At 48.7% G+C, this 22527-nt stretch carries 22 protein-coding genes and 1 riboswitch; of the genes, 13 read left to right on the top strand and 9 right to left on the bottom strand.

Annotated elements, in window-relative coordinates:
• Positions 1-19: 19 nt before the first annotated feature.
• From ACFRAM_RS13935 to ACFRAM_RS13920, 4 genes are all read left to right on the top strand, one after another.
• The gene (locus ACFRAM_RS13935; RefSeq protein ID WP_175374428.1) at positions 20-799 is read left to right on the top strand and encodes a response regulator transcription factor; all 780 of its coding nucleotides are present in this window, start codon (positions 20-22) and stop codon (positions 797-799) included.
• Positions 799-2529 carry a cache domain-containing sensor histidine kinase gene (locus tag ACFRAM_RS13930; protein ID WP_379466345.1) on the top strand — a complete coding sequence of 577 codons (1731 nt, stop codon included), beginning with the start codon at positions 799-801 and terminating at the stop codon, positions 2527-2529. Before ACFRAM_RS13935 ends, ACFRAM_RS13930 begins: the two co-directional genes overlap by 1 nt.
• Positions 2530-2554: 25 nt before the next feature.
• Positions 2555-4240 carry a methyl-accepting chemotaxis protein gene (locus ACFRAM_RS13925; protein ID WP_379466344.1) on the top strand — a complete coding sequence of 562 codons (1686 nt, stop codon included), beginning with the start codon at positions 2555-2557 and terminating at the stop codon, positions 4238-4240.
• Between the two features lie 209 nt (positions 4241-4449).
• Positions 4450-5376 (top strand): VanZ family protein, encoded by a 927-nt coding sequence (locus ACFRAM_RS13920; protein ID WP_379466343.1) that lies wholly within the window; start codon positions 4450-4452, stop codon positions 5374-5376.
• A gap of 52 nt (positions 5377-5428) precedes the next feature.
• Here the strand turns inward: ACFRAM_RS13920 and ACFRAM_RS13915 are convergent, their stop codons facing one another.
• A complete protein-coding gene (locus ACFRAM_RS13915) occupies positions 5429-6118 on the bottom strand; it encodes a DUF7002 family protein (RefSeq protein WP_379466342.1) in 690 nt (229 codons plus the stop codon).
• 623 nt (positions 6119-6741) lie between these two features.
• On the opposite strand from ACFRAM_RS13915, the gene ACFRAM_RS13910 reads away from it, so the two are divergent.
• On the top strand, positions 6742-7692 hold the full coding sequence (locus tag ACFRAM_RS13910; RefSeq protein ID WP_379466341.1) for a divergent polysaccharide deacetylase family protein: 951 nt from the start codon (positions 6742-6744) through the stop codon (positions 7690-7692).
• Here the strand turns inward: ACFRAM_RS13910 and ACFRAM_RS13905 are convergent.
• Positions 7679-8425 carry an N-acetylmuramoyl-L-alanine amidase family protein gene (locus ACFRAM_RS13905; RefSeq protein ID WP_379466340.1) on the bottom strand — a complete coding sequence of 249 codons (747 nt, stop codon included), beginning with the start codon at positions 8423-8425 and terminating at the stop codon, positions 7679-7681. The genes ACFRAM_RS13910 and ACFRAM_RS13905 overlap by 14 nt on opposite strands.
• A gap of 188 nt (positions 8426-8613) precedes the next feature.
• Here ACFRAM_RS13905 and ACFRAM_RS13900 point away from each other — a divergent pair, with 188 nt between their 5' ends.
• Positions 8614-8835: a YqzE family protein gene (locus ACFRAM_RS13900; protein WP_379466339.1), complete on the top strand. Its 222-nt coding sequence runs from the start codon at positions 8614-8616 to the stop codon at positions 8833-8835.
• 113 nt (positions 8836-8948) lie between these two features.
• Here the strand turns inward: ACFRAM_RS13900 and ACFRAM_RS13895 are convergent, their stop codons facing one another.
• The 3 genes from ACFRAM_RS13895 to ACFRAM_RS13885 form a co-directional block, all read right to left on the bottom strand.
• Complete coding sequence (locus ACFRAM_RS13895) at positions 8949-9971, bottom strand: hypothetical protein (protein WP_379466338.1); 1023 nt, start codon at positions 9969-9971, stop codon at positions 8949-8951.
• Positions 9972-10109: 138 nt separating this feature from the next.
• Positions 10110-11177, bottom strand: a complete 1068-nt coding sequence (locus ACFRAM_RS13890) for a YqhG family protein (RefSeq protein ID WP_379466337.1) — start codon at positions 11175-11177, stop codon at positions 10110-10112.
• Complete coding sequence (locus ACFRAM_RS13885; protein WP_379466336.1) at positions 11174-12919, bottom strand: DEAD/DEAH box helicase; 1746 nt, start codon at positions 12917-12919, stop codon at positions 11174-11176. The genes ACFRAM_RS13890 and ACFRAM_RS13885 overlap by 4 nt, the downstream gene beginning before the upstream one ends.
• 469 nt (positions 12920-13388) lie before the next feature.
• On the opposite strand from ACFRAM_RS13885, the gene ACFRAM_RS13880 reads away from it, so the two are divergent.
• Positions 13389-14021: a hypothetical protein gene (locus tag ACFRAM_RS13880; RefSeq protein WP_379466335.1), complete on the top strand. Its 633-nt coding sequence runs from the start codon at positions 13389-13391 to the stop codon at positions 14019-14021.
• A gap of 494 nt (positions 14022-14515) precedes the next feature.
• Positions 14516-14652, top strand: a riboswitch (cyclic di-AMP (ydaO/yuaA leader).
• 4 nt (positions 14653-14656) lie between these two features.
• Positions 14657-15133, top strand: coding sequence for a C40 family peptidase (locus ACFRAM_RS13875; protein WP_379466383.1), 477 nt, complete (start codon positions 14657-14659; stop codon positions 15131-15133).
• Positions 15134-15218: 85 nt separating this feature from the next.
• Here the strand turns inward: ACFRAM_RS13875 and ACFRAM_RS13870 are convergent, their stop codons facing one another.
• Complete coding sequence (locus ACFRAM_RS13870) at positions 15219-15947, bottom strand: SDR family oxidoreductase (RefSeq protein ID WP_379466334.1); 729 nt, start codon at positions 15945-15947, stop codon at positions 15219-15221.
• A gap of 172 nt (positions 15948-16119) precedes the next feature.
• Here ACFRAM_RS13870 and ACFRAM_RS13865 point away from each other — a divergent pair, with 172 nt between their 5' ends.
• Positions 16120-16491 carry a winged helix-turn-helix transcriptional regulator gene (locus tag ACFRAM_RS13865; protein ID WP_175374812.1) on the top strand — a complete coding sequence of 124 codons (372 nt, stop codon included), beginning with the start codon at positions 16120-16122 and terminating at the stop codon, positions 16489-16491.
• A gap of 178 nt (positions 16492-16669) precedes the next feature.
• On the opposite strand, the gene thiD is transcribed toward ACFRAM_RS13865, so the two are convergent.
• On the bottom strand, positions 16670-17482 hold the full coding sequence (gene thiD, locus ACFRAM_RS13860) for a bifunctional hydroxymethylpyrimidine kinase/phosphomethylpyrimidine kinase (RefSeq protein ID WP_379466333.1): 813 nt from the start codon (positions 17480-17482) through the stop codon (positions 16670-16672).
• A gap of 197 nt (positions 17483-17679) precedes the next feature.
• On the opposite strand from thiD, the gene ACFRAM_RS13855 reads away from it, so the two are divergent.
• Together ACFRAM_RS13855 and ACFRAM_RS13850 are read left to right on the top strand one after the other, a co-directional pair.
• Complete coding sequence (locus ACFRAM_RS13855) at positions 17680-18084, top strand: CidA/LrgA family protein (RefSeq protein ID WP_175374440.1); 405 nt, start codon at positions 17680-17682, stop codon at positions 18082-18084.
• Positions 18084-18770 (top strand): LrgB family protein, encoded by a 687-nt coding sequence (locus tag ACFRAM_RS13850; RefSeq protein ID WP_379466382.1) that lies wholly within the window; start codon positions 18084-18086, stop codon positions 18768-18770. The genes ACFRAM_RS13855 and ACFRAM_RS13850 overlap by 1 nt, the downstream gene beginning before the upstream one ends.
• A gap of 58 nt (positions 18771-18828) precedes the next feature.
• Here ACFRAM_RS13850 and ACFRAM_RS13845 read toward each other — a convergent pair whose 3' ends face one another.
• Entirely contained in the window at positions 18829-20175 is a 1347-nt protein-coding gene (locus tag ACFRAM_RS13845; RefSeq protein ID WP_175374441.1) for a glycoside hydrolase family 30 protein, read from the bottom strand.
• A 129-nt stretch (positions 20176-20304) separates the two neighbouring features.
• Here ACFRAM_RS13845 and ACFRAM_RS13840 point away from each other — a divergent pair, with 129 nt between their 5' ends.
• Positions 20305-21099, top strand: a complete 795-nt coding sequence (locus ACFRAM_RS13840) for an AraC family transcriptional regulator (RefSeq protein ID WP_379466332.1) — start codon at positions 20305-20307, stop codon at positions 21097-21099.
• Positions 21100-21202: 103 nt separating this feature from the next.
• Here the strand turns inward: ACFRAM_RS13840 and ACFRAM_RS13835 are convergent, their stop codons facing one another.
• Positions 21203-21598: a winged helix-turn-helix transcriptional regulator gene (locus tag ACFRAM_RS13835; protein ID WP_379466331.1), complete on the bottom strand. Its 396-nt coding sequence runs from the start codon at positions 21596-21598 to the stop codon at positions 21203-21205.
• A gap of 114 nt (positions 21599-21712) precedes the next feature.
• On the opposite strand from ACFRAM_RS13835, the gene ACFRAM_RS13830 reads away from it, so the two are divergent.
• Positions 21713-22408, top strand: coding sequence for an NAD(P)H-dependent oxidoreductase (locus tag ACFRAM_RS13830; RefSeq protein ID WP_379466330.1), 696 nt, complete (start codon positions 21713-21715; stop codon positions 22406-22408).
• Positions 22409-22527 lie beyond the last annotated feature (119 nt).

Below are 22527 nucleotides of genomic sequence, written 5' to 3'. Positions count from 1 at the left end.
ATGAAGGAGTCTAAAGGTTATGTATAAGCTGCTGCTTGTTGAAGACGAGGATCTGGTAAGAAACGGCATCAAGCGTTTCGTCCCTTTCGATGAACTTCATATTGGTGAAATCTATGAAGCCGCGAGCGGAGACGAAGGATTGCGGATTTTTGAGGAGCAGCTCCCGGATCTTGTGTTGCTGGATATTAACATGCCGCGCATGAACGGACTGGACTTTGCGACAAGAATCAAGGTGCTGAAGCCGGATGTCAAGATTGCGGTGATTACCGGTTATGATTATTACGACTATGCGGTAACCGCTTTGAAGATCGGGATCGATGATTATGTACTGAAGCCCGTCTCTAGAAAAGATGTGTTCGAGGTCTTGAGCAAACTGGTGAATAAACTTAAGAATGAGGGTCAGCAGACTGAACTGCTGACCCTTCTCAAGGATATGCAGTCGCGGACAGGCGGAACCGTGCCGGTCAGTGAACCGGAAGGTGAAAAACAGCATGTGGCTCAGGTGATTGAGAGCAACCTCGCAAATCCGGAGTTCTCGCTAACCGCATTAGCGGAGCAGATGGGCTTCAGTTCAGGCTATATGAGTACATTGTTCAAAAAGCTGTTCAAGGTGTCTTTTCAGGACTATATCGTATCCCTCAGGCTGGAACGGGCCAAGCTGCAGCTACTGGCTTCAGATAAAAAGGTGTACGAAATTTCCGCGGACGCAGGGTTCGATAACCCGAACTATTTCAGTTCTTCTTTCAAGAAGAAATTTGGCATGTCGCCCCTGCAATACCGTGAAAGGATCAAAGAGTAATGAAACCCTTCTTTCGCTCGTTACAATTTCGGATTCTGTGGATTTACATTCTGATAAGCATTCTGACGGTCGGGATTACGGGCAGTGTTCTTTATGTCGGTATATCCAGAGTGGTGATGAACCAGTCCGTAGAATCCAGTCAGATGGCGATTGCCAAGGGCGGCACGTATGTGGAGATGTATATTGACCGTCTCAACGTGCTGTCCACGATGCTCGCCCGCAATCCCGAGACCGTCCGCACACTGGCAGAAAAGAATAAAACAGGGGAGCGGGATGTCCTTCAGTTCATCCAGAATGTACTGATTTCGGACCCGTTTATTCAGTCGGTGATCGTGATCGGCAAGGATGGCTATGTATTATCTAATGAACAAAAATTGAATATGAGACGTTCGTCGGATATGATGGAAGAGCCATGGTATGTAGCTGCCATACATAGTAACATTCCTGCGCTTACCTCTGCACGGATGCAGAAGTTCTCTATGGACAAGGATAACTGGGTGATTTCCTTGAGTCAGGAGGTCAAAGATGAGCGTGGACAGAATCTTGGAGTAGTGCTGCTGGACATCAAATACAAGGGACTTGAGGACTATCTCAACGGCTTGGAGCTGGGCAGCAAAGGGTATGCTTTTATTATCAACAGCAATCATGAAATGGTCTATCATAAGGACGTTTCGTATTTTGTGGACAGCGCCAAGCAGAAGCAGCTGATTGCCATGAGTCAGCAGGCCCAGGGATATGATCTGAAGGAGAACCGTCTAGTCTACCAGACCCATCTGAAGGGGACAGATTGGACCCTGGTAGGCGTCAGTTCTTTGGACGGATTGCAGCAGATTCGCATGCAGCTGATGAAATCGTTTATTATGGTTGGCGCAGCACTGCTGCTGCTTATCTTGGTAACGTCGCCTTGGATTGCGAAGAGCATGACCCGGCCGATCCACCGGCTGGAGCAGGCGATGCAGCAGGTCGAGAGTGGACTACTGGCCATCAGTGTGCCTGAAACTGGTGTTACAGAGGTGCAGGGACTTGCCCGGCACTTCAACTCTATGGTACTGGAGATCCGTCAACTGCTGAAGGATATTGAGACCAAGGAGAGATCGCTGCGTCTGCATGAGCTCAGTGTGCTGCACAGCCAGATTAACCCGCATTTTCTATATAATACGCTGGATACGATTGTATGGATGGCGGAGTTTCAGGATACCGAGCGGGTCATATCAACGACGAAGGCGCTCGCCGAATTTTTCCAGCTGTCACTGAGCGGTGGTGAAGAATTTACGACGATTGAAAAAGAGATGGCGCATGTATCCAAGTATTTGATCATCCAAAAAGAACGGTATGGCGACAAATTGTCATACGAACTGGGATATGATCCCGCTTTGTCGGATCTGGTCATTCCCAAAATCATTTTGCAGCCGATGGTTGAAAATGCGATTTACCATGGCATACGAGAGAAAAACGGACCGGGATCTCTTGAGATCAGCTGTGGCAGGACAGTCGAAGGCAGCGTACAGTTTATCATTAAGGATGACGGAGCAGGCTTTGATCCTGCCATTCTTGAAGCCGGCACTGAGGCTTCAAGGCAAGAGCCGGTACCACAGGTACGATCCAAGCTGGGCGGAATCGGCATTCACAACGTGGATGAACGTCTCAAGCTATATTACGGGCAGAATTACGGAGTTACGATCACTTCCGCGCCCGGACAAGGGACCGAAGTCAAAATCGTTATCCCCTGACCCGCATTTCGGAAGGGAGAGAACAATGATGGACAATACACAGATAAACGAACCAATGATGGACAATACAAACCAGAAGATCAAGCTTCCGTTCTGGAATCTGCCCCGTAAGCTTAACCTCATGCTGCTGATTATGTTCGTCATGATGGTTACAATCATTATTACTGCTGTGCATTTACAGAACCGCAACTTGGTTATTGATGAAAATACAGAGCAGGCGCAGATGATGGTAAAAACCTTCGGTGCAGCGATCCAGACTAACGACGATAGCCTGCAGAACTACCTGGAGCAGCAGGTACGGATGCAGCCGGAAATTGTATCCATGAAAATCTATGAGGCAGCAGAAGGCGGAAAGGTCATTGCTGCCAAGGATGGTTCGCTAGTGGGGCAGGCAATCACGTCAGAAGCGCTGCAAACCTTAAGTGATAACCGGGAGCAGAGCTTTTACAAGGATGAACAGCTACAATTTATCGCCCCCGTACATATTGATAATAAAACCGCTTATGTGGTGGATGTCGTATTTTCCTTAACACGGGAACTGAAATCCGCGGACAAGCTGTTGTTCAATACTTCGATCATCGGCTTGATTCTGTTGGCTTTATTCGCGTCTATCCAGTACTTTTTGATCCACCAGAAAATCTCCAAGCCGATCCGTGAGGTTATGGAACTGGCGACAGAGATTTCTCGTGGTAATCTGCGGATCAAAATTCCTGTGCAGCGGCGCAAGGATGAGATCGGCCTTCTGTATCAGACTTTTGGCCAAATGACTGAGAGTCTGACACATCTGATCGGTAGCGTACGATTCGGAACCGGGCAGGTTAGCAGGGCGGTCGATCGGCTGGTAGTAAACGCGGAAACAACCGAAGCAGCTGCGCAGGAGATTGCATCTAGTATTCAAGAGTTGTATGACGGCAGCAATCTGCAATTGCAGCTGTCACAGGACAATGCTGATGCCATGGAGGAGGCGGCCGGAGGCATTCAGCGCATTGCAGATTCATCCCAGAGTGTCGCTGATATCAGCGAAGAAGCGACGTCGTTGGCGCACCAAGGTGATACTTCGCTCGAAGAGACGATTCATCAGATGGGCCGGATCAAGTCTACCGTGAATCAGTTGAACGAAGTGCTGCATAACTTGACTGATAAAACAAAAAGAATTGACGAGATCCTCCAGATTATCCGGCAGATCTCTTCCCAGACCAATCTGCTCGCATTGAACGCAGCCATTGAGGCAGCGAGAGCTGGTGAATCTGGCCGGGGATTTGCCGTAGTGGCCGGAGAAATCCGCAAGCTCTCGGAGCAAACCGGCCTGTCGGCTGAGGAAATCTCCGGGCTGGTTCATACGCTGCAGACGGAGTCTGAAGCTGCTCTGAACTCCATGGGGGCGGTGAATGATGAAGTTACCGGCGGAATGCAATTGACAGAGGAAGCTGGAGTCATTCTCAAGAATATACGGGGTAAAATAGAGGCCGTATTCAACCGCATTCAGGAGGTATCCGCTGCCTCCCAGGAAATTTCTGCAGGAACGGAAGAAGCGACAGCTTCGATCGTGCAGATGACCGAGATTGCCCGGCAGTCATCCGAGAAGACATACTTATCTTCCGAAAGCGTCAAGAGCCAGATGAACCAGGTCAATGAAATGAAAGAAATGTCCGACCAGGTCAAGGTACTCTTAAGTAATCTTAAAGATACGGAAGCGGCATTTGTAATTTAATATGTGGCCATTGGCAAATGGCTGCAGTACTAGTAAGCAGCGAGTCTTCTTGTATAGAGGAGATTCGCTGCTTTTTGTTTATAATGGAATATTTTACAAATCAAAGGGAGCCAGTTATGATAAGAGTTAGAAGGCGCTTGTGAAAATAGGAGCATATTTTACTTGGGAGGTATGTGTAAATGGAACTCATCCAGAGGAGAAACAGCATAGTGAAAGTAGCTTTCTATCTGTTATTTGCCGGGTATGCTGTGATAGCCATCAACCTTATCCTATTCAAGACGATCCCTGTAACAGCAATTTTCAGCACACCTAGTTTTGCTTTGCGAAGTGTGAACCTCATTCCCTATCACATAATTACAACTTACTTCAGCGATGATTCTATAGGGTTAAAACGACTGCTGGAGAATACTTTGGGTAATATTGCCCTGTTTATTCCTTTGGGGGTTTTTGTATCTTACATGGGTGTAATACGCTCTTTTCGGTTCAAGGTTGGCATTTTGGTGGCCACGGCAGTATCGCTTGAGGTCATTCAGTATGTATTGGCACTCGGCAGCAGCGATATCGACGATGTTCTGTTGAATCTAATCGGAGGGCTGCTTGGGATTGCTGTGTATAAAAGGATCGAGCGGAGGACGAGTTCGAGAGAGCAGGTACTGAATGCTGTCGTTGTCTTTTTCCTTGTAACGGGGATTGGCGGTATAGCGGTGATTGGGATTGTGGATCGCAATCTCCTGCCGTTCGGCAATCAGAAGGTTGAATATATTGATGAGAACAAAGGAATTATGGCGGGACTGGATGAGAGTACAAGTGACCTGTTCGGTGATCTGAAGGCGGCGGAGCAAAGTACTATCACAGTCTATCAGAATCCTAAGTATATAACTACTGTATCAACATCGGAAACGGTGGATCCGGCCAGTGAGCTGTATACCGGCATCTCCCTGGATGCTGCAACGAAAATCTTCATCAGACATATAAGTTCAGTGAAAAATCAGCTGATTTCCAGATATGAGAAAGGTTCTGCGGCGGATTTGGTTTCTTTGATGGGACAAAAAGGCACAGCTCTTACGGTCAGAGTGTGGTTGTCCGATGATGATGTTCAGGTCGCCAGAGCAGTTCTGGTGGGTGTGACGGATTGAGGATAGAATTGGAGCTAATTGCAGTGAGATCGCGAGATCGTCACAGTAGAAATCATTTATTGTCTTCACGTATTTCCGCTAAAGTTTCGGTCAAGGCTCTCCACTGTTGTGGGACCAGCGACTCTGCTGTGCAATATACAGTCTGCAAGTATTTGCTGAGCGGTGTTAATGGACCTTTGACCAGAATTTCTTTGATCTCGGAGGGCTTACCCGGGACAAAAGTGGCTGTTGATTGCCTGAAGCGATTGAGTGGGAGAAACATTTCGCAGGACTTCCGGTAGGACATCCGATGGGGATACCGCGGAGAGCTCCCGGAATCATATTTGGAAAGCGCAATGATGTCAAAATGATCCGTCAGTAGTGCAGCAGCATCCAGTTGGAGAATGGCAAAGGATTCATCAGGCTCCCGGCGGGAATACATACCGAGCATCGCCAGGCAATCGCGTTTAGTAGGCCAGAGGAATACATGACGGTCGAGACAGGTTCTAAATTGCTCCGGAGAAGTGTTAGGGTCCATTGCTTCGTCGGTAATGCGCAAATGAGCGTTCAGAACTACCGCTTGCTCATTGAACAGGGTGGTATGTTTCTCGCTGCGACGCATGCCTGCCGATAGCTGAGGTGCAATAACGGATGGCGGGTACAGGGCATCGAAATGGGCGATGGTTTGCAGATTGGAGGCCCTGGTGAAGTGATATAACGACCGTCTAAGTGGGCTTTTAGTGATGTCGGCAACAATGTCCATGGAATTAGATTCTCCAATGCAAGGGATCGGTATGCTTGAAGCTATATTTATCATTATGGGCCTTGAGTGGGGAAATAATTTTATTGAGGATTTGTTTCTATAGCGGCTTATTGAGCTTTTCTTTTCTGTGTTTGCTTACGAGATCCATAATGAAACTTATGAGTACTATAATAATAGAATGGAATAAAGGCTTAACCATGCTTGCGTCATCATAAATAAAATAGGCGAATATGAAATTAGCTATAAAAATAAACAGATATCCGAGGATTATGATCATTCCTTTCTGAGTGATTAATTGTAGTTTATTTTCAATATTAAGGTAAAAAATAATCAAATTCAATTGTATTATATAAGGCATTAAACAACACAACGTAAATTATCGCAAATGACTCAGGCGTTCAAAATAACAGCTTACTCTTACTTGTGCCCTAAGGTACAAAACGAACCTTTGATTCACAAGGATTTCACCCCTTCAGGTGTTTTCCCGTTATCAAAGTCTCTCTTAAGCTCGACCGTGACACTTCCAAGGCGAATGTTAATTATTGCGCAGTGTCACCCTACATAATTGCCCTCCAAACTTCAAACAATGAGAACACAATCCAAAGTGAGAAGGAGATGAGGGCATGAGGAAATACCAATGGCGTCATCGGCTCATGACCGGGGGGAGAAACATTGCTGTGCTGTTGTCCGCCGGATGCCTGGCGATATCCGGGAGCTATGCTGCATCAGCAGCCGAAGCGCTGAACGGTAAGGTAGTACAGACTACGGATAGTACCGCAGCTGATGTCAATGGACAACCGAAGGCTTCGTTGAACGGTCCAAAAAGCACTGTACCAACGGGAAATGAGGCAAAGGGTTCTCGTCAGACCCGCAGCCGGGTGGCTATCATTATTGATGATTTTGGTAACGACATGAAGGGAACGGACGAAATCTTTTCCCTGCCGATTAAGCTCACCGTGGCGGTAATGCCGTTCCTTCCTACCTCCCAGCAGGACGCAAAACGTGCTCATGAGCGTGGAGACGATGTGCTGGTCCATCTGCCGATGGAGCCAAAGAGCGGCAGACCGGAGTGGCTGGGCCCAGGAGCAGTGCTGGCGAAGATGACCGACGCAGAGGTGCGGCAGAAAGTCGAGGCGGCGCTGGAAAATGTTCCTTATGCTATCGGCATCAACAATCATATGGGTTCAAAAGTGACGGGAGATCCCCGGATCATGGGTATTATATTGGCTGTCTGCAAGGAGCGTGGACTATTCTTCGTGGACAGCAAGACTAATTACCGTTCTGTGGTGGGCCAGGTTGCACAAGAGATCGGTTTGCCCCGTGTGGAGAACCATATTTTTCTGGATGATGTTCATACCGCGAGCCATGTGCGGAAGCAAATGCGTCTTGTGCAGGAGCGGGCGCTGAATCAGCGTTACTGCGTAACCATCGGGCACGTCGGTGTGCAAGGCAAAAATACCGCAGCGGGGATTCGCAGCGGCATTGAAGACATGAAGAACACGGTCGACTTCATCGGGATCTCCGATCTTGTAAAAGAAGAATGGAAGTGGGCTCCCAAGCCTACACTTCCATAAGATAAGCGGCAATGCCGTTCGCTACAGCTTCGGCAATCTCCTGCTGGCCAGCAGGGCTGCACAATTTCGCCCGGTCCGTTGGACTGCTGATAAAACCCGCCTCGACGATTACCGTTGTGGCGGTTATTTTATTGAGCAGATAAAAGGGCTTGCCGGGTCTTGAATCCGTCTGCGTACCATACAGATGGTTCAACTGGCTCTGGATCGACTTGGCGAGCATGAAGCTGCGCCCTTCCTGACGATACAGCACCAGCGGTCCATGCTTGGACGGGGAAGAAGCCCAGTTGATATGGATGCTGACGACAATGTTGGCGGGCAATGTCTCGGCCAGCTCTTTGCGCTGGGCCAGATCGCGCAGATGACGGGAGGAGCTACGCAGCCAGTGGTTCTCTTCACTGGGCGCATAGTCGCCGTTACGGTTCAGAATCGCATCAAAACCATCGCTGCGCAGCAGCAGGAACAGTTTGCGGGAGATATCCAGTGTGATATCTTTTTCGAGAATTTTCCCATGGGAGGTACCGCCATCCACACCTCCGTGCCCGGCATCGATCAGGATCATCCGGTGGCCATGGCCCAGCATGTGGTGCCGCTCATCATTATGCTGCTGCTCCTGCGTGGAATGCACCGGTGCGGCTCCGGCATAGCCTGGGGTCAGCAGCAGCATTCCAGCCGCCCAGCAGAGACTGATCCGGCGTAGGAACCTGGAGGAGCCTGGCCCGATGGTCAACTTCATCTTAACACGCCTCCTTACTCTGAAATGGGAAAAAGATCTGGGAGTGGTTACACTGTTAGATTGTGCCGCTACAGGCAAACCTATACGAACCTCTTCCCCAGGGTTTAGTTTTTCTGATGAAGGAGCACACTATAGCTATAATGAAGTGTCCATCAGATCAAGGATAAACAGTGCAGGAGGTGGCCAATATGGCTTCAGGCGGCGATGAGCTGGTGAAGTATATCACCGAGAAAATAGTCGTATTTATCGAGGACCCGCGTAGCAGTATCCGTTCCCATAAGGAAATGGCGAAGCAGCCGTGGTCTGAGAAGTGGTTCGGTATGATCCCTATGGGTTGGTCTATTTGGAGGGGGAACTGGCCACGAAAGGAAAAGGACTCTGTATCCTCCTTTAACGGGCATGATGCATAGTCTGGCTCTAGTCCAGCCCACTAAAGCAAATAACCTTCCTTGTGCCAGAAATAGGCGCTGGAAGGTTATTTGTCATGTTCAGATATCCTCATGATCACATCATCAACGTATCTCTAATTGAATGACGCTGTACGATTGCCGGGTAACTTATGAAGCGTGCCGCTCTGGATCAATACGGACAGCGGCAAGTAACGTTTGCCTCCTGCCCCTGTAGCTGCGTATAGAGCCGTCTTGGCGTCCGCAGTTTTCTCTGCCGGCAGCCAGCTCTGGTAGCCTGTAATCGTAAAGGGCGCTCCGAACAGGTCATTGCGGCCCGCTGCCTGAAAGACAAGGCTTACGCCGGGAGCAATCTCAGCAGTAAAGCTGTCCGCATCCTTGACAGCCAGCTTGGGCGATGTCAGCCATAGCAAATCGGCATAAGGGTCGTCTGTTCCTCCGGTCCGGTAAGCAGTATGAGGGACGGTAGCCTTTTTACTGGTTACATCCTCTACACTGACTGTTGTATTCTTGAGTGCGTTATCCGCCTGGCTTAGCGTCCAGGGCAGGATCTGTGGTGCAGCGGCATCGATAAAAAGAAGCTTGCCGTCAATCTTTAATTTCCATACTGGCAGAAGGGGTGCATACAACGCTGTAAGTTCCAGAGTACCCGAATAAGTAGAAGAAATAAGTCCTTGCTGCACCAGTAACCGGTGCAGTTCACTCAAGCTGTAGGGGAGACCATAGGTTCCGGCTCCATATTCACTCAGTACATAGCCTCCATCCTCTGCGGCGGAGATAATCATATAACCGATGCGCTGCTTGCCGTTCATCACATTGACCAGCCAGCCATGCGTTCCGGGACCCAGTGGGTAATATTGAGGCTTTGCACTTGCCCATTCCTTGAAAGGGGCCTGCTCAGAGAGCTTCTCGATATTCGATTGGGCGAAGTCTTCCAGAGTGACAGGGGCGGAAGCCTCCTGAAACCGGAAGATGGGCGGTACCTCCTGTGAGACAGCCTGTACAACGCTTATTCGGCTACCAGTCGCAGCGAGCTGCGTTGGGAAACCAAAGCTTGCTGCTGCCAGTACCAGGCATAACAACAGCAGGAGGGAAGCTGGGAGCCTGCGGCGGCGTCCCCGCTGGACGAATATTTTCATATCACCGATCACCTTTCTTCTCCATGGGCTTACTGATATTGTAAAGGACAAGCTGTAAAAAGAGTGTTGCAAGCTGTCGCGGCCGGCTGCGGGAATTCCGCTGTTTTTTTGCCTGCTTTTAGCGAGCCGGGTCGCATTCTATGTCTTCCGCAAATGGAACAGTCCATAGGTCACCGCAGAAACTGCAATTTGCGGTTCATATTGCCATGAGGTTTCCTGCCGGCGCCGGGCATACTGCTCCTCGATCTCTTTACGCTTCTCTTCATCCGGTTCCTTGAGCAATTCTTCGTAATAGACGTCGATGATAGCTAGCTCTAGCCGCAATCGTTCACGAGCTTCTTCCGCCCAGCTATAATCCAGCTCTGCAAGACGAGCGGTAAGACTAGTCTCGAGCTGTTCCGCGCCTGCCGTCACCGACATTTCAAGCGGCTGTACATGGACATTCTCTGGGAGGCGTGGGGTCAACTTGAGTGGTGACAGCTTGCTTCCAAATTCATAGGTGATGACACCTGTGACCAAAGAGATTCCCATAAAATGCAGCTCCTCACGCTTCAGGTCGCATGACATCTCCACCTTGTAATAGACTCCAAGCCACGGCTCATAGGCTGCTGAGAACAGGGTTGTCCGCTGGCGACTCCCAGGATCTTCGAACAAGTAGAGGCATTTGCCTTCCTCGCGGGCAGCTTCCCAGATCTGGCGCAGCCGTTTGCTGCCATAGATAACATCCTCGCGCCTGATCATGCCGGGGCCTATCCGGGGCAGCGCCGGTACAACGCCGAAGTAGCGGGACAAAATGCTGTCCTGCGGATTGCCCGGAGGGGCAGGAGACCCTACAGAGCCTGCGGAAATGATGCCCGCAGGTTCTGTGGCGGCTTCTATTTCCGCAGGCTTGCTGGTTATTCCATGGCCGATGTCGGCCCTCATTAACCCCGGATTACCTAATCCTGGACTCCGGGGTGCCAAGGCGGCTTCAGCCTGACGGTCATATTGTTCAGGATTGAACACGAACGTGAATGACAGCGTCTCGGGTGCTACCCCGGTGCGTTCTACGAAGCCCCAATAATAGGGGCGATCTGTGAGCATCTGATCTGCACGCGGAGAGAGCTTGACTGTTACATGCAGGGGAGAGGTCTCAATAATCGAGCAGTCTGTGGCCTCAAGATAATCCATAACCTGCTTGCGCACTTGCTGTGGGGAGAGGGTCATATGGTTGTCTCACTTTCCTTCTTGATGCTGGTATTCAATTGACTTAGCGATTCACCAATATGGTTAAGACCACTGCGTAACTGCTCCTCGTCTTGCGATTCCAGCATGATCTTGTACAGGCTCTTCTCCAGCGATTCCTTCTTCTCGAACTTTTCCAGAATGACGTCGAGTCCGCCGATGACCATCTCGAACATATTAATCTTCTCATGCAGGAGATGCAGGATATGCTCTTCAATGGTGCCTTGGGTCGACAGGTTATAGATCATCACGTCATTTTGTTGTCCCAGCCTATGGACACGCCCAATCCGCTGCTCTACCCGCATGGGATTCCATGGCAGATCGAAGTTGATCATATGGTGGCAGAATTGCAGATTGATGCCCTCGCCGCCGGCTTCTGTGGCAATCATCACCTGGGCGCGGCCGCGGAACAGATCCATCATCCAGTCTTTTTTACCGCGATTCATGCCCCCGGAATAGGTAACGCATTGTAGCCCGCCTTCACGGAAGTATTGCAGCAAATACTCCTGAGTGGCCCTATATTCGGTGAACACAATCACCTTTTCATTCATTTCACGAATCAAAGACAGAGTCTTTTCCGCCTTAGTATTTGCTTTTACCGTACGAATCGTCTGGAGCAGTTCCATCATCCGGTCACGCTTAGGGGAATCCTCAGGCAATTTCTTGATCAGGTTCACCAAGGTGATAAAGACAGCATCCCGGCTGCTGCATACCTCACGCTGTAGAGTGACAAGAGAGAGCATGCTGCTGAGATTGCCGCCAGCTTCTTGATACTGGTCTTTGACAAAGGCAGTAACCCCGTCATAGAGTCGCTTCTCTTCTTCCGACAGTGTCAAGGGGATGTTGCGGACTTTGCGTTTCGTAAAATTGACCGGTCCCTCTCCGCGGCGGTTGCGGATCATCAGCTTGGACAGCTCCCCGCGGAGCTGCTCTTCGTTCTTAGGCTGGCGCTTATCGACAACAAAGTTGGTGGCAAAATCGCCCTGATTCCCCAGCTGTCCCGGCTTCAGCAAAGTAATGAGATTGAACAGCTCGCCGAGGTCGTTCTGCACGGGGGTGGCGGTAAGCAGAAGGCAGTATTTTTTACGCAGCTGCTGTACGAACTGGTAATTGGTTGACTTCTTATTCTTGAGTTTATGGGCCTCGTCAATAATCAGCATGTCGTACTCGTTGTTCATCAGTACTTCTTTATGCGGATCACGTTTGGCAGTGTCCAGAGAAGCGACGACAATGTCGTTACCCCAGGAATAGGCTTTCTTCTGAGCAATGGCAGAAATGCCGAATTTGGCGTTCAACTCCCGAACCCATTGCAGCACTAAGGAGGCCGGAACGAGAATCAGTACCTTGGACACGAGTCCACGTACGAGATACTCCTTGAGGATCAGCCCGGCTTCGATCGTCTTGCCAAGTCCAACCTCATCGGCGAGAATGGCCCGACCCGACATTTGGAATAGCACCTTATGTGCTGTATCAATTTGGTGGGGAAGCGGGGAGAGGCCGGACAAATGCTTCATACATTGCAATTCGTCGAAGCTACTAACCAGACCCGCTTCTTCGCCCTGCACGGCCAGCTGTGACAATCGCCAGTCTCCCCAGGGTCCGCCTTTATCAAGCTTTGACTCCAAATCCTGTAGCCAGTTCCGGTTGAAAGAAAGAGGAACAGGCAGCACGGGCGCAGGCTGACTCGCCCCAGCGGGCAGAGAATTACGGAATAATTGCGTCATACGGCATTCTCCTCTCGCAGTGATTCATATTGAATGTGTAAGAGTAGTATGCGCGGAAAAGAGAGGATTCATAACCCGGGAGAGTAAAAGCGGGAGAGGGGGAGTAAGGAATTTCGCTGTCCGGCGTATATATGGAGCGTTCGCGGAAGGATGGTCGCATGTGGGGGCTGCGTCATAAGGCATTTCTTTTTCCAACACTGTAGTTAATGTAATCACAAGATAGAGCCTCAGTTGTAGCAGTAAGGAGTACACTAAAATTCGTTGCAGTGACTTGCGCTCAGTCGTCGAAGCAAGCGTTGCTGAATTGGTGATGCAGGGGACAAAGACGGTCAGGGTCATCGTATACAATGATGAAGCTAGCGTACTGCTAGATATGTTGGCTTATAAAAAATAAAATCTTTGGCTCATAAGTACTCCCCTTTGGTATAGTTATAATTAATTTCAAATAATTGTTAGTTGGAGGTCTTTAATGAGCCATATCAGAGGAATTATCTTGGAGGGTTATTCTCATGCAGGAAAAACATCTGTTTTAAAAGCTCTAAAGCTACTTCAAGCACAAGAAGAATCATCGGAGCGTAGTATTATTGTCTTGAGTGAGCATTATTCCCAAGTATTAAATAATGTTCATGGAGAATTTAAAAGCTTAAGCCGTGATGAACATCTTCATATATTGAAAGAACGGGTTAGCATGCTAAGACAATTAAATGAGTGGTCCACATATTTGGGTCCAGATGCATCTCGGGCGTCTAGAGGTATATTTTTTATATTGGAAAGATTCCATCTGAATCACAGATTGGCCTTCCCCTCCGATTCCTTGTATGAAATTGAATCACTTGAAAATGAAATGCTCCATCTGGGGGCTACATGTGTATTATTAACGGTTTCTTCTAGCAACGTAGAGGGAAGAATGCAAAGTCGGACACCTCACGAATGGATAAGCAAATCAAGAGAAGAGATCAGAAAGTCAGCCGATGAATTTATACAAACCCAATCAGAGCTACGTAAACAATCTAGTTTATCGATCCTACCAACGATAGAAATAAATACTGATAATAAGGATTGGATTACATATGCAAAAAGAATAATGAATTTATTGAACTAACATTCAAATCGGATCATAGAAACAAACAAATGAAGTTCCATTGATCAGTGATCCACAAGTACACTCCTGCCAAAAGAACTTTAGTAGTTTTTTTATAGAATATGAGGCGTACCACCTTCTAATTATATATGAAGAAGCGGCAGAGTCGCTGGCTTAATCTGTTTGATGATTATAAGGAGCGGTAACTGTGCTGCAAATCACCGGCATTAGTCAGAGATATTCCGATCTGATTACCGGTATTCATCCAACGTTACCCGCAGTGATTACAAGAATGTTACCAGTTTTTCATCTGCATATTCATGTACACCTGCGGGACTGATAGAGGAAGAATTGCTAGAAAAAGCAGGGTCGATCCCCTGAAAAATAAGCGATAAATAGCAGTATAATCTATGAATATGTAGAAAGAATGTAAGAGCAAATAAAGTTGTTAATCTATCAAATGGCATTGACAGGAGGGGGACATCTATACTACTATACAAATAGTTACAAAATATTAATCAATGTTGCCGAATTTCAATCGTTGAAAACGGGGGAACCACATCTGGGTGAATTATTCCTGAAAGCAAGGGAATATAGGGAAACCTTTAACCGAACCCTCAGCTAACTCCGTAGGCATTTGAAGGGAGAATCACGGTCTGAAGAAGTTTATTGTTTCTGTACTTGGAGCCGCTATTCTATTAACTGCAGCACCAGCCGCATTTGCCAGTGACGTTAACGCTAAGATCGACAATGAAGTGAACCAACTCATTGGTACTCCTTATGTATGGGGAGGCACAACAACAGCGGGTTTTGACTGTTCCGGATTTATTCTATACATATTCAACAAGTTCAATGCGGGAGATCTTCCGCGCACCTCGCAGTCCCAAGCTAAAGCGGGTACAGCTGTCGCTAAAGAAGATCTTCGTGTCGGAGATTTAGTATTTTTCAATACCCTTGGTAACGGAATTTCTCATGCAGGTATTTATATCGGTGATGGTGAGTTCGCTCATTCCTCCAGCAGCAAGGGCGTTCGCATCAGTAAATTGTCGGAATCGTATTATGCTGATCGTTATGTTACCGCACGCCGTGTAGTGAGTGAGACAAGCTATCTGGCCATGACTGGACAGAAATAATTCAGAAAATACATAGAAGGTGTCCCGAATTAGCCAGCTTTCTGGCTGTCCGGGGCACCTTTTGTTTTTAGAGTATGCTAAGAGATTAGCGTAAAATATAGCCGCCGTCCGGGAACAGGGTGCTGCCGGTGGTATATCCGTTCGTCATCAGGTATACAACAGTATGTGCGGCTTCTGCGGCTGTGCCGATCCGGCCGAGCAGGTTGATTTTGGCATAGGCGTTATAGGATTCGTCCCGAACCGCTTGTTCGGCGCCTTCCCAGTTAAATTCTGTGTGAATCGTTCCCGGGGAAATGACATTGACCCGAATAGGAGCCAGCTCCACCGCCAGCGCTTTACCTAGACTTTCTATGGCTCCATTGCAGGCAGCGTAGGAAGCGCCATCTGTGAGCGGTCTTTGCCCAAAGGCACCAGACATCAGTACGACTGAGCCATTCGGGCGCATCTGCGGAGCAGCATATTTTACTGCATTGTATTGTGGCCAGAATTTAGCGTCAAAGCAGCTGCGGGCAACCTCCGCACTTGACGTGATCGGACCTCTGACATAGCTGGCTCCAGGCGTGAACAGATGATCGAACGGACCCACTTGCTCGAAAAAGGATTTCAGCTGTTCCTCATCTTTGTTGTCCAAAGTATATATTTCTACGGAGTCTGCGCCCAGTCTTTCCTTTGCTAGTTCCAGTTTGTCCAAGGACCGACCTGCCAGAACGACGGATGCACCTTGTTCCACCGCTTGTTTGGCTGTTGCCAATCCAATCCCGGAGCTTCCTCCTATAATAACGACCCGCTGTTTTTGTAGAGTAAGAGTTGACATGATAGGTTGTTCTCCTTTATTCGTTTGTTGGTTTCCATTCTATTATTGGGTAAAATAACGGCGCTGCACAGTACGCACTTTATTCGTACCCGGTACGAAAATTCGTACTATCAGGAGAGACGTGCAATTGAGGGGCGTCACAGGTATGATGGAGAGAACAGGAGAGGTGATGATGATGAAACGAAATTCGCAGGAGCCCAGACTGACAGGCGTTCTGGCAACCTTGGATGTTATTGGGGGCAAATGGAAGCCTCTGATCCTGTTCATGCTGCTGGTGGACGGGACGCAGAGGTTCGGGGAACTGCGGCGGAGGATACCGGACGTGTCCCAGGGAACGCTCACAAAGCAGCTACGGGAGCTGGAGGAGGACGGGCTCATTGACCGGATCTTTTATCAGGAGATGCCTCCACGCGTGGAATACAGCCTGTCTGAGCACGGTAGAACGATTGCAGTAGTACTGGATAGCATGTGTGGTTGGGGCAGAAGCCATCTTAACTTCGTAAATGAACGTGAAGATGCTGAAACGACTGTCAGGGAGAACTGAGGGAACGGTAGCCTGAGGAAAATAGCCTGTAGGGCGCATTTAGGCAAATAGGGTGTCTACTCTCGTTAACAAGTTGAAAGCTGCTGAGCAGCTTACTATAGCCGTATAAAAAGAGCAGAGCCGAGGATATCGGCTCTGCTCTTTTGTATGACAAGATTGTTCGCCAGATGGGCGAGACCTATTGTTCCAGGCGGTGTCCGCCGTGGAAGACCGGTCCTACGTACTGGTTGAACGCGAAGCCGTTGCGGATGGCTGCAGAGACGAAGTCTTTCGCTTTGGCAACCGCTTCGTCTACGGTCAGGCCGTTCGCAAGTCCACCGGTAATCGCAGCCGCAAAGGTGCAGCCTGCGCCGTGGTTGTGTGCCGGTTCGATTTTATCCGCTTCGAAGACGGTGTAGTCTGTACCGTTAAAGAAGACGTCGATTGCTTTGGAGCCATCCAGTGCCTTACCGCCCTTAACAACAACATTGCGGGCACCCAGTCCGTGGATCAATCGTGCAGCTTCTTTCATATCTTCGATAGTAGTGAGTTTGCCGAGACCGGACAATACACCTGCTTCAAACAAGTTAGGTGTAACTACGGTGGCTAGAGGCAGCAGCAAATCGCGGATCGCTTGCGCGCTCTCCGGGTTCAGCACCTCGTCTTCACCTTTGCAGACCATAACAGGATCAATGACAACATTGCTCTGCAGATTCTCACGGATTGCTTGCTCGGCTACCTTAACAATTTCTACACTGCCCAGCATACCGGTCTTCATGGCATTAACTGGACCGCCAGCGAAAATGGTCTTAAGCTGCTCGGCAACGATAGCTGCATCCACCGGATAGACATTATGGTGCCAGCCGTTGTCCGGGTCCATTGTTACAATGGTGGTCAGCGCGCTGAAGCCGTACGTTCCATATTCCTCAAAAGTTTTCAGGTCAGCCTGAATGCCAGCGCCTCCGCTGGAGTCACTACCGGCAATGGTTAAAGTCTTGATTATTTTTGACAATGCAAACGTCCCCTTCTTCTATGTCTCAATTCATAAGTACGAATTGAATTGATTATAACAAAAATCGGCACTTAGTGAAAATACATCAGAGTTTCATATTATACATTGAAAAAATCATGAAATCTCTGTTAGTCTGATAGAGTCCATTTTTTACAATAACATAAGGATAGTTTACTCCGTGAAGGGACTTTTGTCTGATGAAGATTGTGCGAATTATTGCTCAGGTGGTACTGCTGTACTTATTCTCCCTGGCTGGCGAGGCTGTGAAGCAGCTTTTGCATCTTCCCATACCGGGAAGTATTATCGGCCTGTTGCTTCTTTTTATTCTGCTGCTGTGCCGGGTTGTGCCTGTCCGATGGATTGAGCACGGGTCTGCGGCGATCTTGGCGTATCTTCCCTTATTTTTTATTCCCGCGACAGCTGGTATTGTCGATCACTTAAGTCTGTTTAGCGGAAAAGGGCTGCTGCTGATTGTAGTGCTGGTCTTGAGTACGGCCGTCACAATTGGTGCGGCGGCGCATTCCAGCAGATGGTTTGCCAGATGGAGCATGGATGTACCAAGGGCCCTGCCAGGTACGGAAGAGAAAGGGAAGGAAGCTTGATGATTCTGACTGCGATTGCAATTGTATTTGCCAATGTAAGCATATATGTGGTGATGGCCTTGATCTATAAAAGATTTCGCATCCCTGTTCTAATGCCAGCCTTAACTGCGACGTTCCTGGTCGTCGTCCTGCTGCTGTACTTTGAAATTCCCTACGAGACTTACATGATCGGCGGACAGTGGATTAACAAGCTGCTGGGTCCCGCAGTGGTCTCTTTAGCATATCCGCTCTATAACCAGCGTCATGTGTTGCGCCGTAACCTTCCAGCGGTTCTGGGAGGTACATTAAGTGGTCTTCTGGTAGGGATGTTCAGCGGAATCCTGCTGGCTCTGCTGATGGGGTTTCCGAAGCAGTATATTCTTTCACTTCTGCCTAAGTCCATCACGACGCCGGTAGCGATCCAGATCTCTGGCAGCTTGGGAGGGGAGTCGTCCCTGACCTCTGTCTTTGTCATGATTGCCGGATTTACCGGTGCCATTGCCGGCCCATACATCCTGAAGCTGTTCAGAGTCCGCAGCGAGATCGGGATTGGAATTGGTCTAGGAACGGCTTCACATGCACTGGGAACGGCTAAGGCGCTGGAATATGGGGAACAGTCCTTGTCCATGAGCTCGGTCGCGATGACCGTGTGCGCTATTGCTGGCTCCTTTACTGCTCCACTTGTAGCCTGGCTGCTGTACCACTAGCAACATGGAAAACGGGTACCGTCCTAATAATAAGGAGGGTACCCGTTTTCTTGTTCACTTATTTGAACAGAAGTGTCTGGATCGCATGACCCGGAATGGAGGTCTCAGCCAGCTGTTCACGGCAACGGAGGGTGAACGGCAGCTCATTGTCTGTCCGGTTCATGACGACAACAGCAATGGTTCCGTCTGGGTTGCGGAACGCTGTTGTCTCCAGATGATCGGTGTACTTGGAGCTTCCAATGCGCTTAGCGCCTGGACGAATATATTTACTGAAATGCCCGATGTAATAGTAGGAGCTCTCGAAGATGAGTTCATCCTGTACGGTGTCGCCAATAATCGGGGCGTCGCAGAAGTTGCCTACATGGTTAGGACCACCTTGCTCGTCGAGCAGGATATTCCAGTCGGTCCAAGTAGACATCCAATTGTTCAGGTTACCGATGATGTCATGGCCATAACGCTCGCCTGTCTTCCAGGAACCGAGGTGAACGCCACCTTCCTGACAGCCTTCGCTGAAGAAGAGTTTCTTATCCGGGAAGCGGTCATGTACCGCAGACAACGCTTCAAAGTGATCTCCGGAGTACCAGTGGAAGCAGATGCCCCAGATGTACTTGGATGCAGCCTGGTCTTCAAAAGCAACCTTGGCACGGTCATAGACCCGTTCCTTGTTGTGATCCCAGATCAATACCTTAACGTGGGACAGGCCGGCTTTCTCCAGTGCAGGTCCGAGGTAATCGCGGACAAAATCCTTTTCTTCCTCAGCGGTGTAGATACAGGAATCCCAAATTTGTTGTGCTTTGGCTTCATTCTGTACGCTGACTCCCCAGATATCGATGCCTTCTTCGGCATAGGCCTGGATGTATTTAACGAAAAGATTGGCCCAGGCTTCTCTGTATTCCGGTTTGAGCTTGCCGCCATTGTTCATTTCACCATTCGTCTTCATGAAGGCTGGGGGGCTCCATGGTGAGGAGAAGAGACGGAAATCTGTACCTACTGCATTGGAAGCGCGCTTGATCAGCGGAATAATGGACGTGTGGTCACGGGAAATATCGAAAGTTGCTAACTCGGCATCTTGCTCTTCTACATAAGTGTAGTTGCCTAGTGAGAAGTCACAGCTTTGAATATGTGAGCGGCAAAGGGTGTAGCCAATGCCTTGCTCCCGATCGAAATAAGCATCAATGACTTTCTTCTGATTCTCTTCGCTTAGCTTGGCCAACGTTACTGCCGAAGCTTCGGTAAGCGCACCGCCAAAGCCTTCAATTTCCTGATATTCAAGATCATCATAAATATTGATCAGCGTATTTTCTTTTTCCTCAGTGTCAGGAATGAAGGTAAGCGCTTGCTTTTCTGTCAGTCGATCTGCAGTATCTTTAGCGGTCTGGATGACGCGAATAGTTCCTTGGCTCATAGTGACGATAACCTCCTAGGTAATTTCATAAATTTATTATAGGAGGAATTCCAGCCTCCTTTGAAGAAACAATATGGCTAATAACCTCATCAATCTGGTCATGAAAGTGTAAAGAAAAGAGGAGTGACTATGGAAAAAATTGGCGTGAACATACAGCTCAGCGCCTACGTCAGCCATGATCAGCCCTTTCGGCAGTTATTCCGAAACGGTCTCGAAACCTATATCATCCGGCTCCAGGTAGAAGGCGAGTCCGAAGCGCTGATCGACGGCAAGATGGTGACCGTCCTCCCTGGGGACATGCTTTTATTCCCTCCGGGGGAGATCTACGATCTGCGGATCGGAGAGAAGCAAAGTCCGCTGGGCCACAGCGGCGATTATTTTGTCATGTGTACCGGTGACTGGGTGGATTACTGGTGGAACAAACGCGAGCGCCCGAAGAAGATCAGAATTGCTGATGTCGGCAAAATACATAGCGTATGGCAGCAGCTTATCCTTGAACAAAGAAGGTTGGACGGAGGTAACGCGGAAATTCTTGAGGCCTTATTCAAGGCTTTATGTCTGCTTCTCGACCGGGCCATTGAAGAGGCACCTGTGACCTCATCCGCATCCCTGCTGCTTGCCCTTAAAATGAAAGGTTACATCGAAGAGCATGCTACCTCCATCATTCGTCTGGAGGATGTGGCCTCCCATGCCGGGATCAGTCCGACAAGAGCCGTGCATCTGTTCAAGGCGCAGTTTGGTTATTCCGTGATCCAATATGCCAAGCAAATCCGTCTGGCCATGGCCCTGAGCCTTATGGATAACAGCAACTACACTCTGGAACGTATCGCAGAAGAATGCGGCTTTGGCAGTTACACGTATTTTCATAAGGTATTCCGGGAGCGTTACGGTGTATCCCCTGGCGTGTACCGGCGACGGGAATAGTTTCAGGGGCTGGAGTGAAACAACGCATGGCGTACCTAGTGTTCGCACGAAGTTGGATCTTCATACAATACAGCCCTATCAAGGGGGAAACAAAAAACCGGCCTCAATGGCCGGCTTCTGTGTCTATGCGGCAGCTTTCTGTAGAAAGCTGTTTTATTTTATATTCCTCGCCCCAATCCTTCATAAGCATTATGATCGGAGTTAAGGTTCTTCCAAATTCGGTCAACGAATACTCCACTTTAGGAGGAACCTGATGGTACACTTCACGGTGCACTACACCGTCTTCTTCTAATTCACGAAGCTGCAGGGTCAGCATCCGCTGGGTAATTGCTGGACAGATTCGGCGGAATTCGCTGAATCGTTTGGTCCCATCCATTAGATGATACAGCAAAATTCCCTTCCATTTGCCACCGATGACATTCAGTGTATGTTCTACTGGGCAAGCCTGCCCTGTGTCCAGTGAGATATCGTCGCTAAAGCGGCTTTTTCGATTAGGCATGAGATCTTCTCCCCTTGGTATCATTTTATATACTACACCACATTAATGTGCGTACTTATAAAAACGAAGTATATAACTTAATATTAAAACTGTGATCGGTTATACGTCAATTCAATGAGAAGAAGAGAGGGATCAATAGTGGAAACAACATCTGTGAAAAAAGAAATCCTGTCAGCTTACAACTTCAGACATGCGACCAAAGAATTTGATGGTAGCAAAAAGATCAACGATGAGGATTTTGAATTTATATTGGAGACAGGACGATTGTCCCCAAGCTCCTTTGGCTTTGAACCATGGAAATTTGTGGTGGTTCAGAACCCGGTACTCCGTGAGAAATTGTATGACTATGCCTGGGGAGCGCAGAGACAGCTGCGGACGGCGAGCCATTTCGTACTTATTTTGTCCAGACTGCCTAAAGATCTGTTGCCTAACTCCGATTATCTCAGTGGACTAATGCAAAATGTTCAAAACATGCCACCTGAGGCCTTCGAGGGAAGGAAAAACAGGTTCGATGACTTCCTGAAAAATGATTTTGAACTGAAAGATAATGAACGGGCGCTATTTGAATGGGGTTGCCGACAATCCTATATTGCGCTAGGCAATATGATGACGGCTGCAGCGCAAATTGGAGTGGACTCCTGTCCCATTGAGGGCTTTAACAAACGTAAGATTGAAGAAATCCTGTCCGCAGAAGGAATTATGGACGCCGGTCACTTTGGCATTTCCTGTATGGTGGCGTTTGGCTATCGGCTTAACGATCCACGCGTGAAGATACGGCAAGACGCTGGTCAGGTAATCCAGTGGGTGTAAGAAAATGATATCAAGAACAGGCCGGAAAACTCCGTGCCTGTTTTTTTTATGAGACTCTCCAATCTTTATCCAAAATTATGTATTTATTCTGTTCCTTGATATATAATTTCATGACCATC

Source organism: Paenibacillus sp. NPDC056722 (assembly GCF_042790635.1).
GTDB classification, from domain to species: Bacteria; Bacillota; Bacilli; order Paenibacillales; family Paenibacillaceae; genus Paenibacillus_AQ; species Paenibacillus_AQ agri.
The sequence above is the reverse complement of the archived record's forward strand: the minus strand, read 5'-3'. Positions and strand labels throughout refer to the sequence as shown.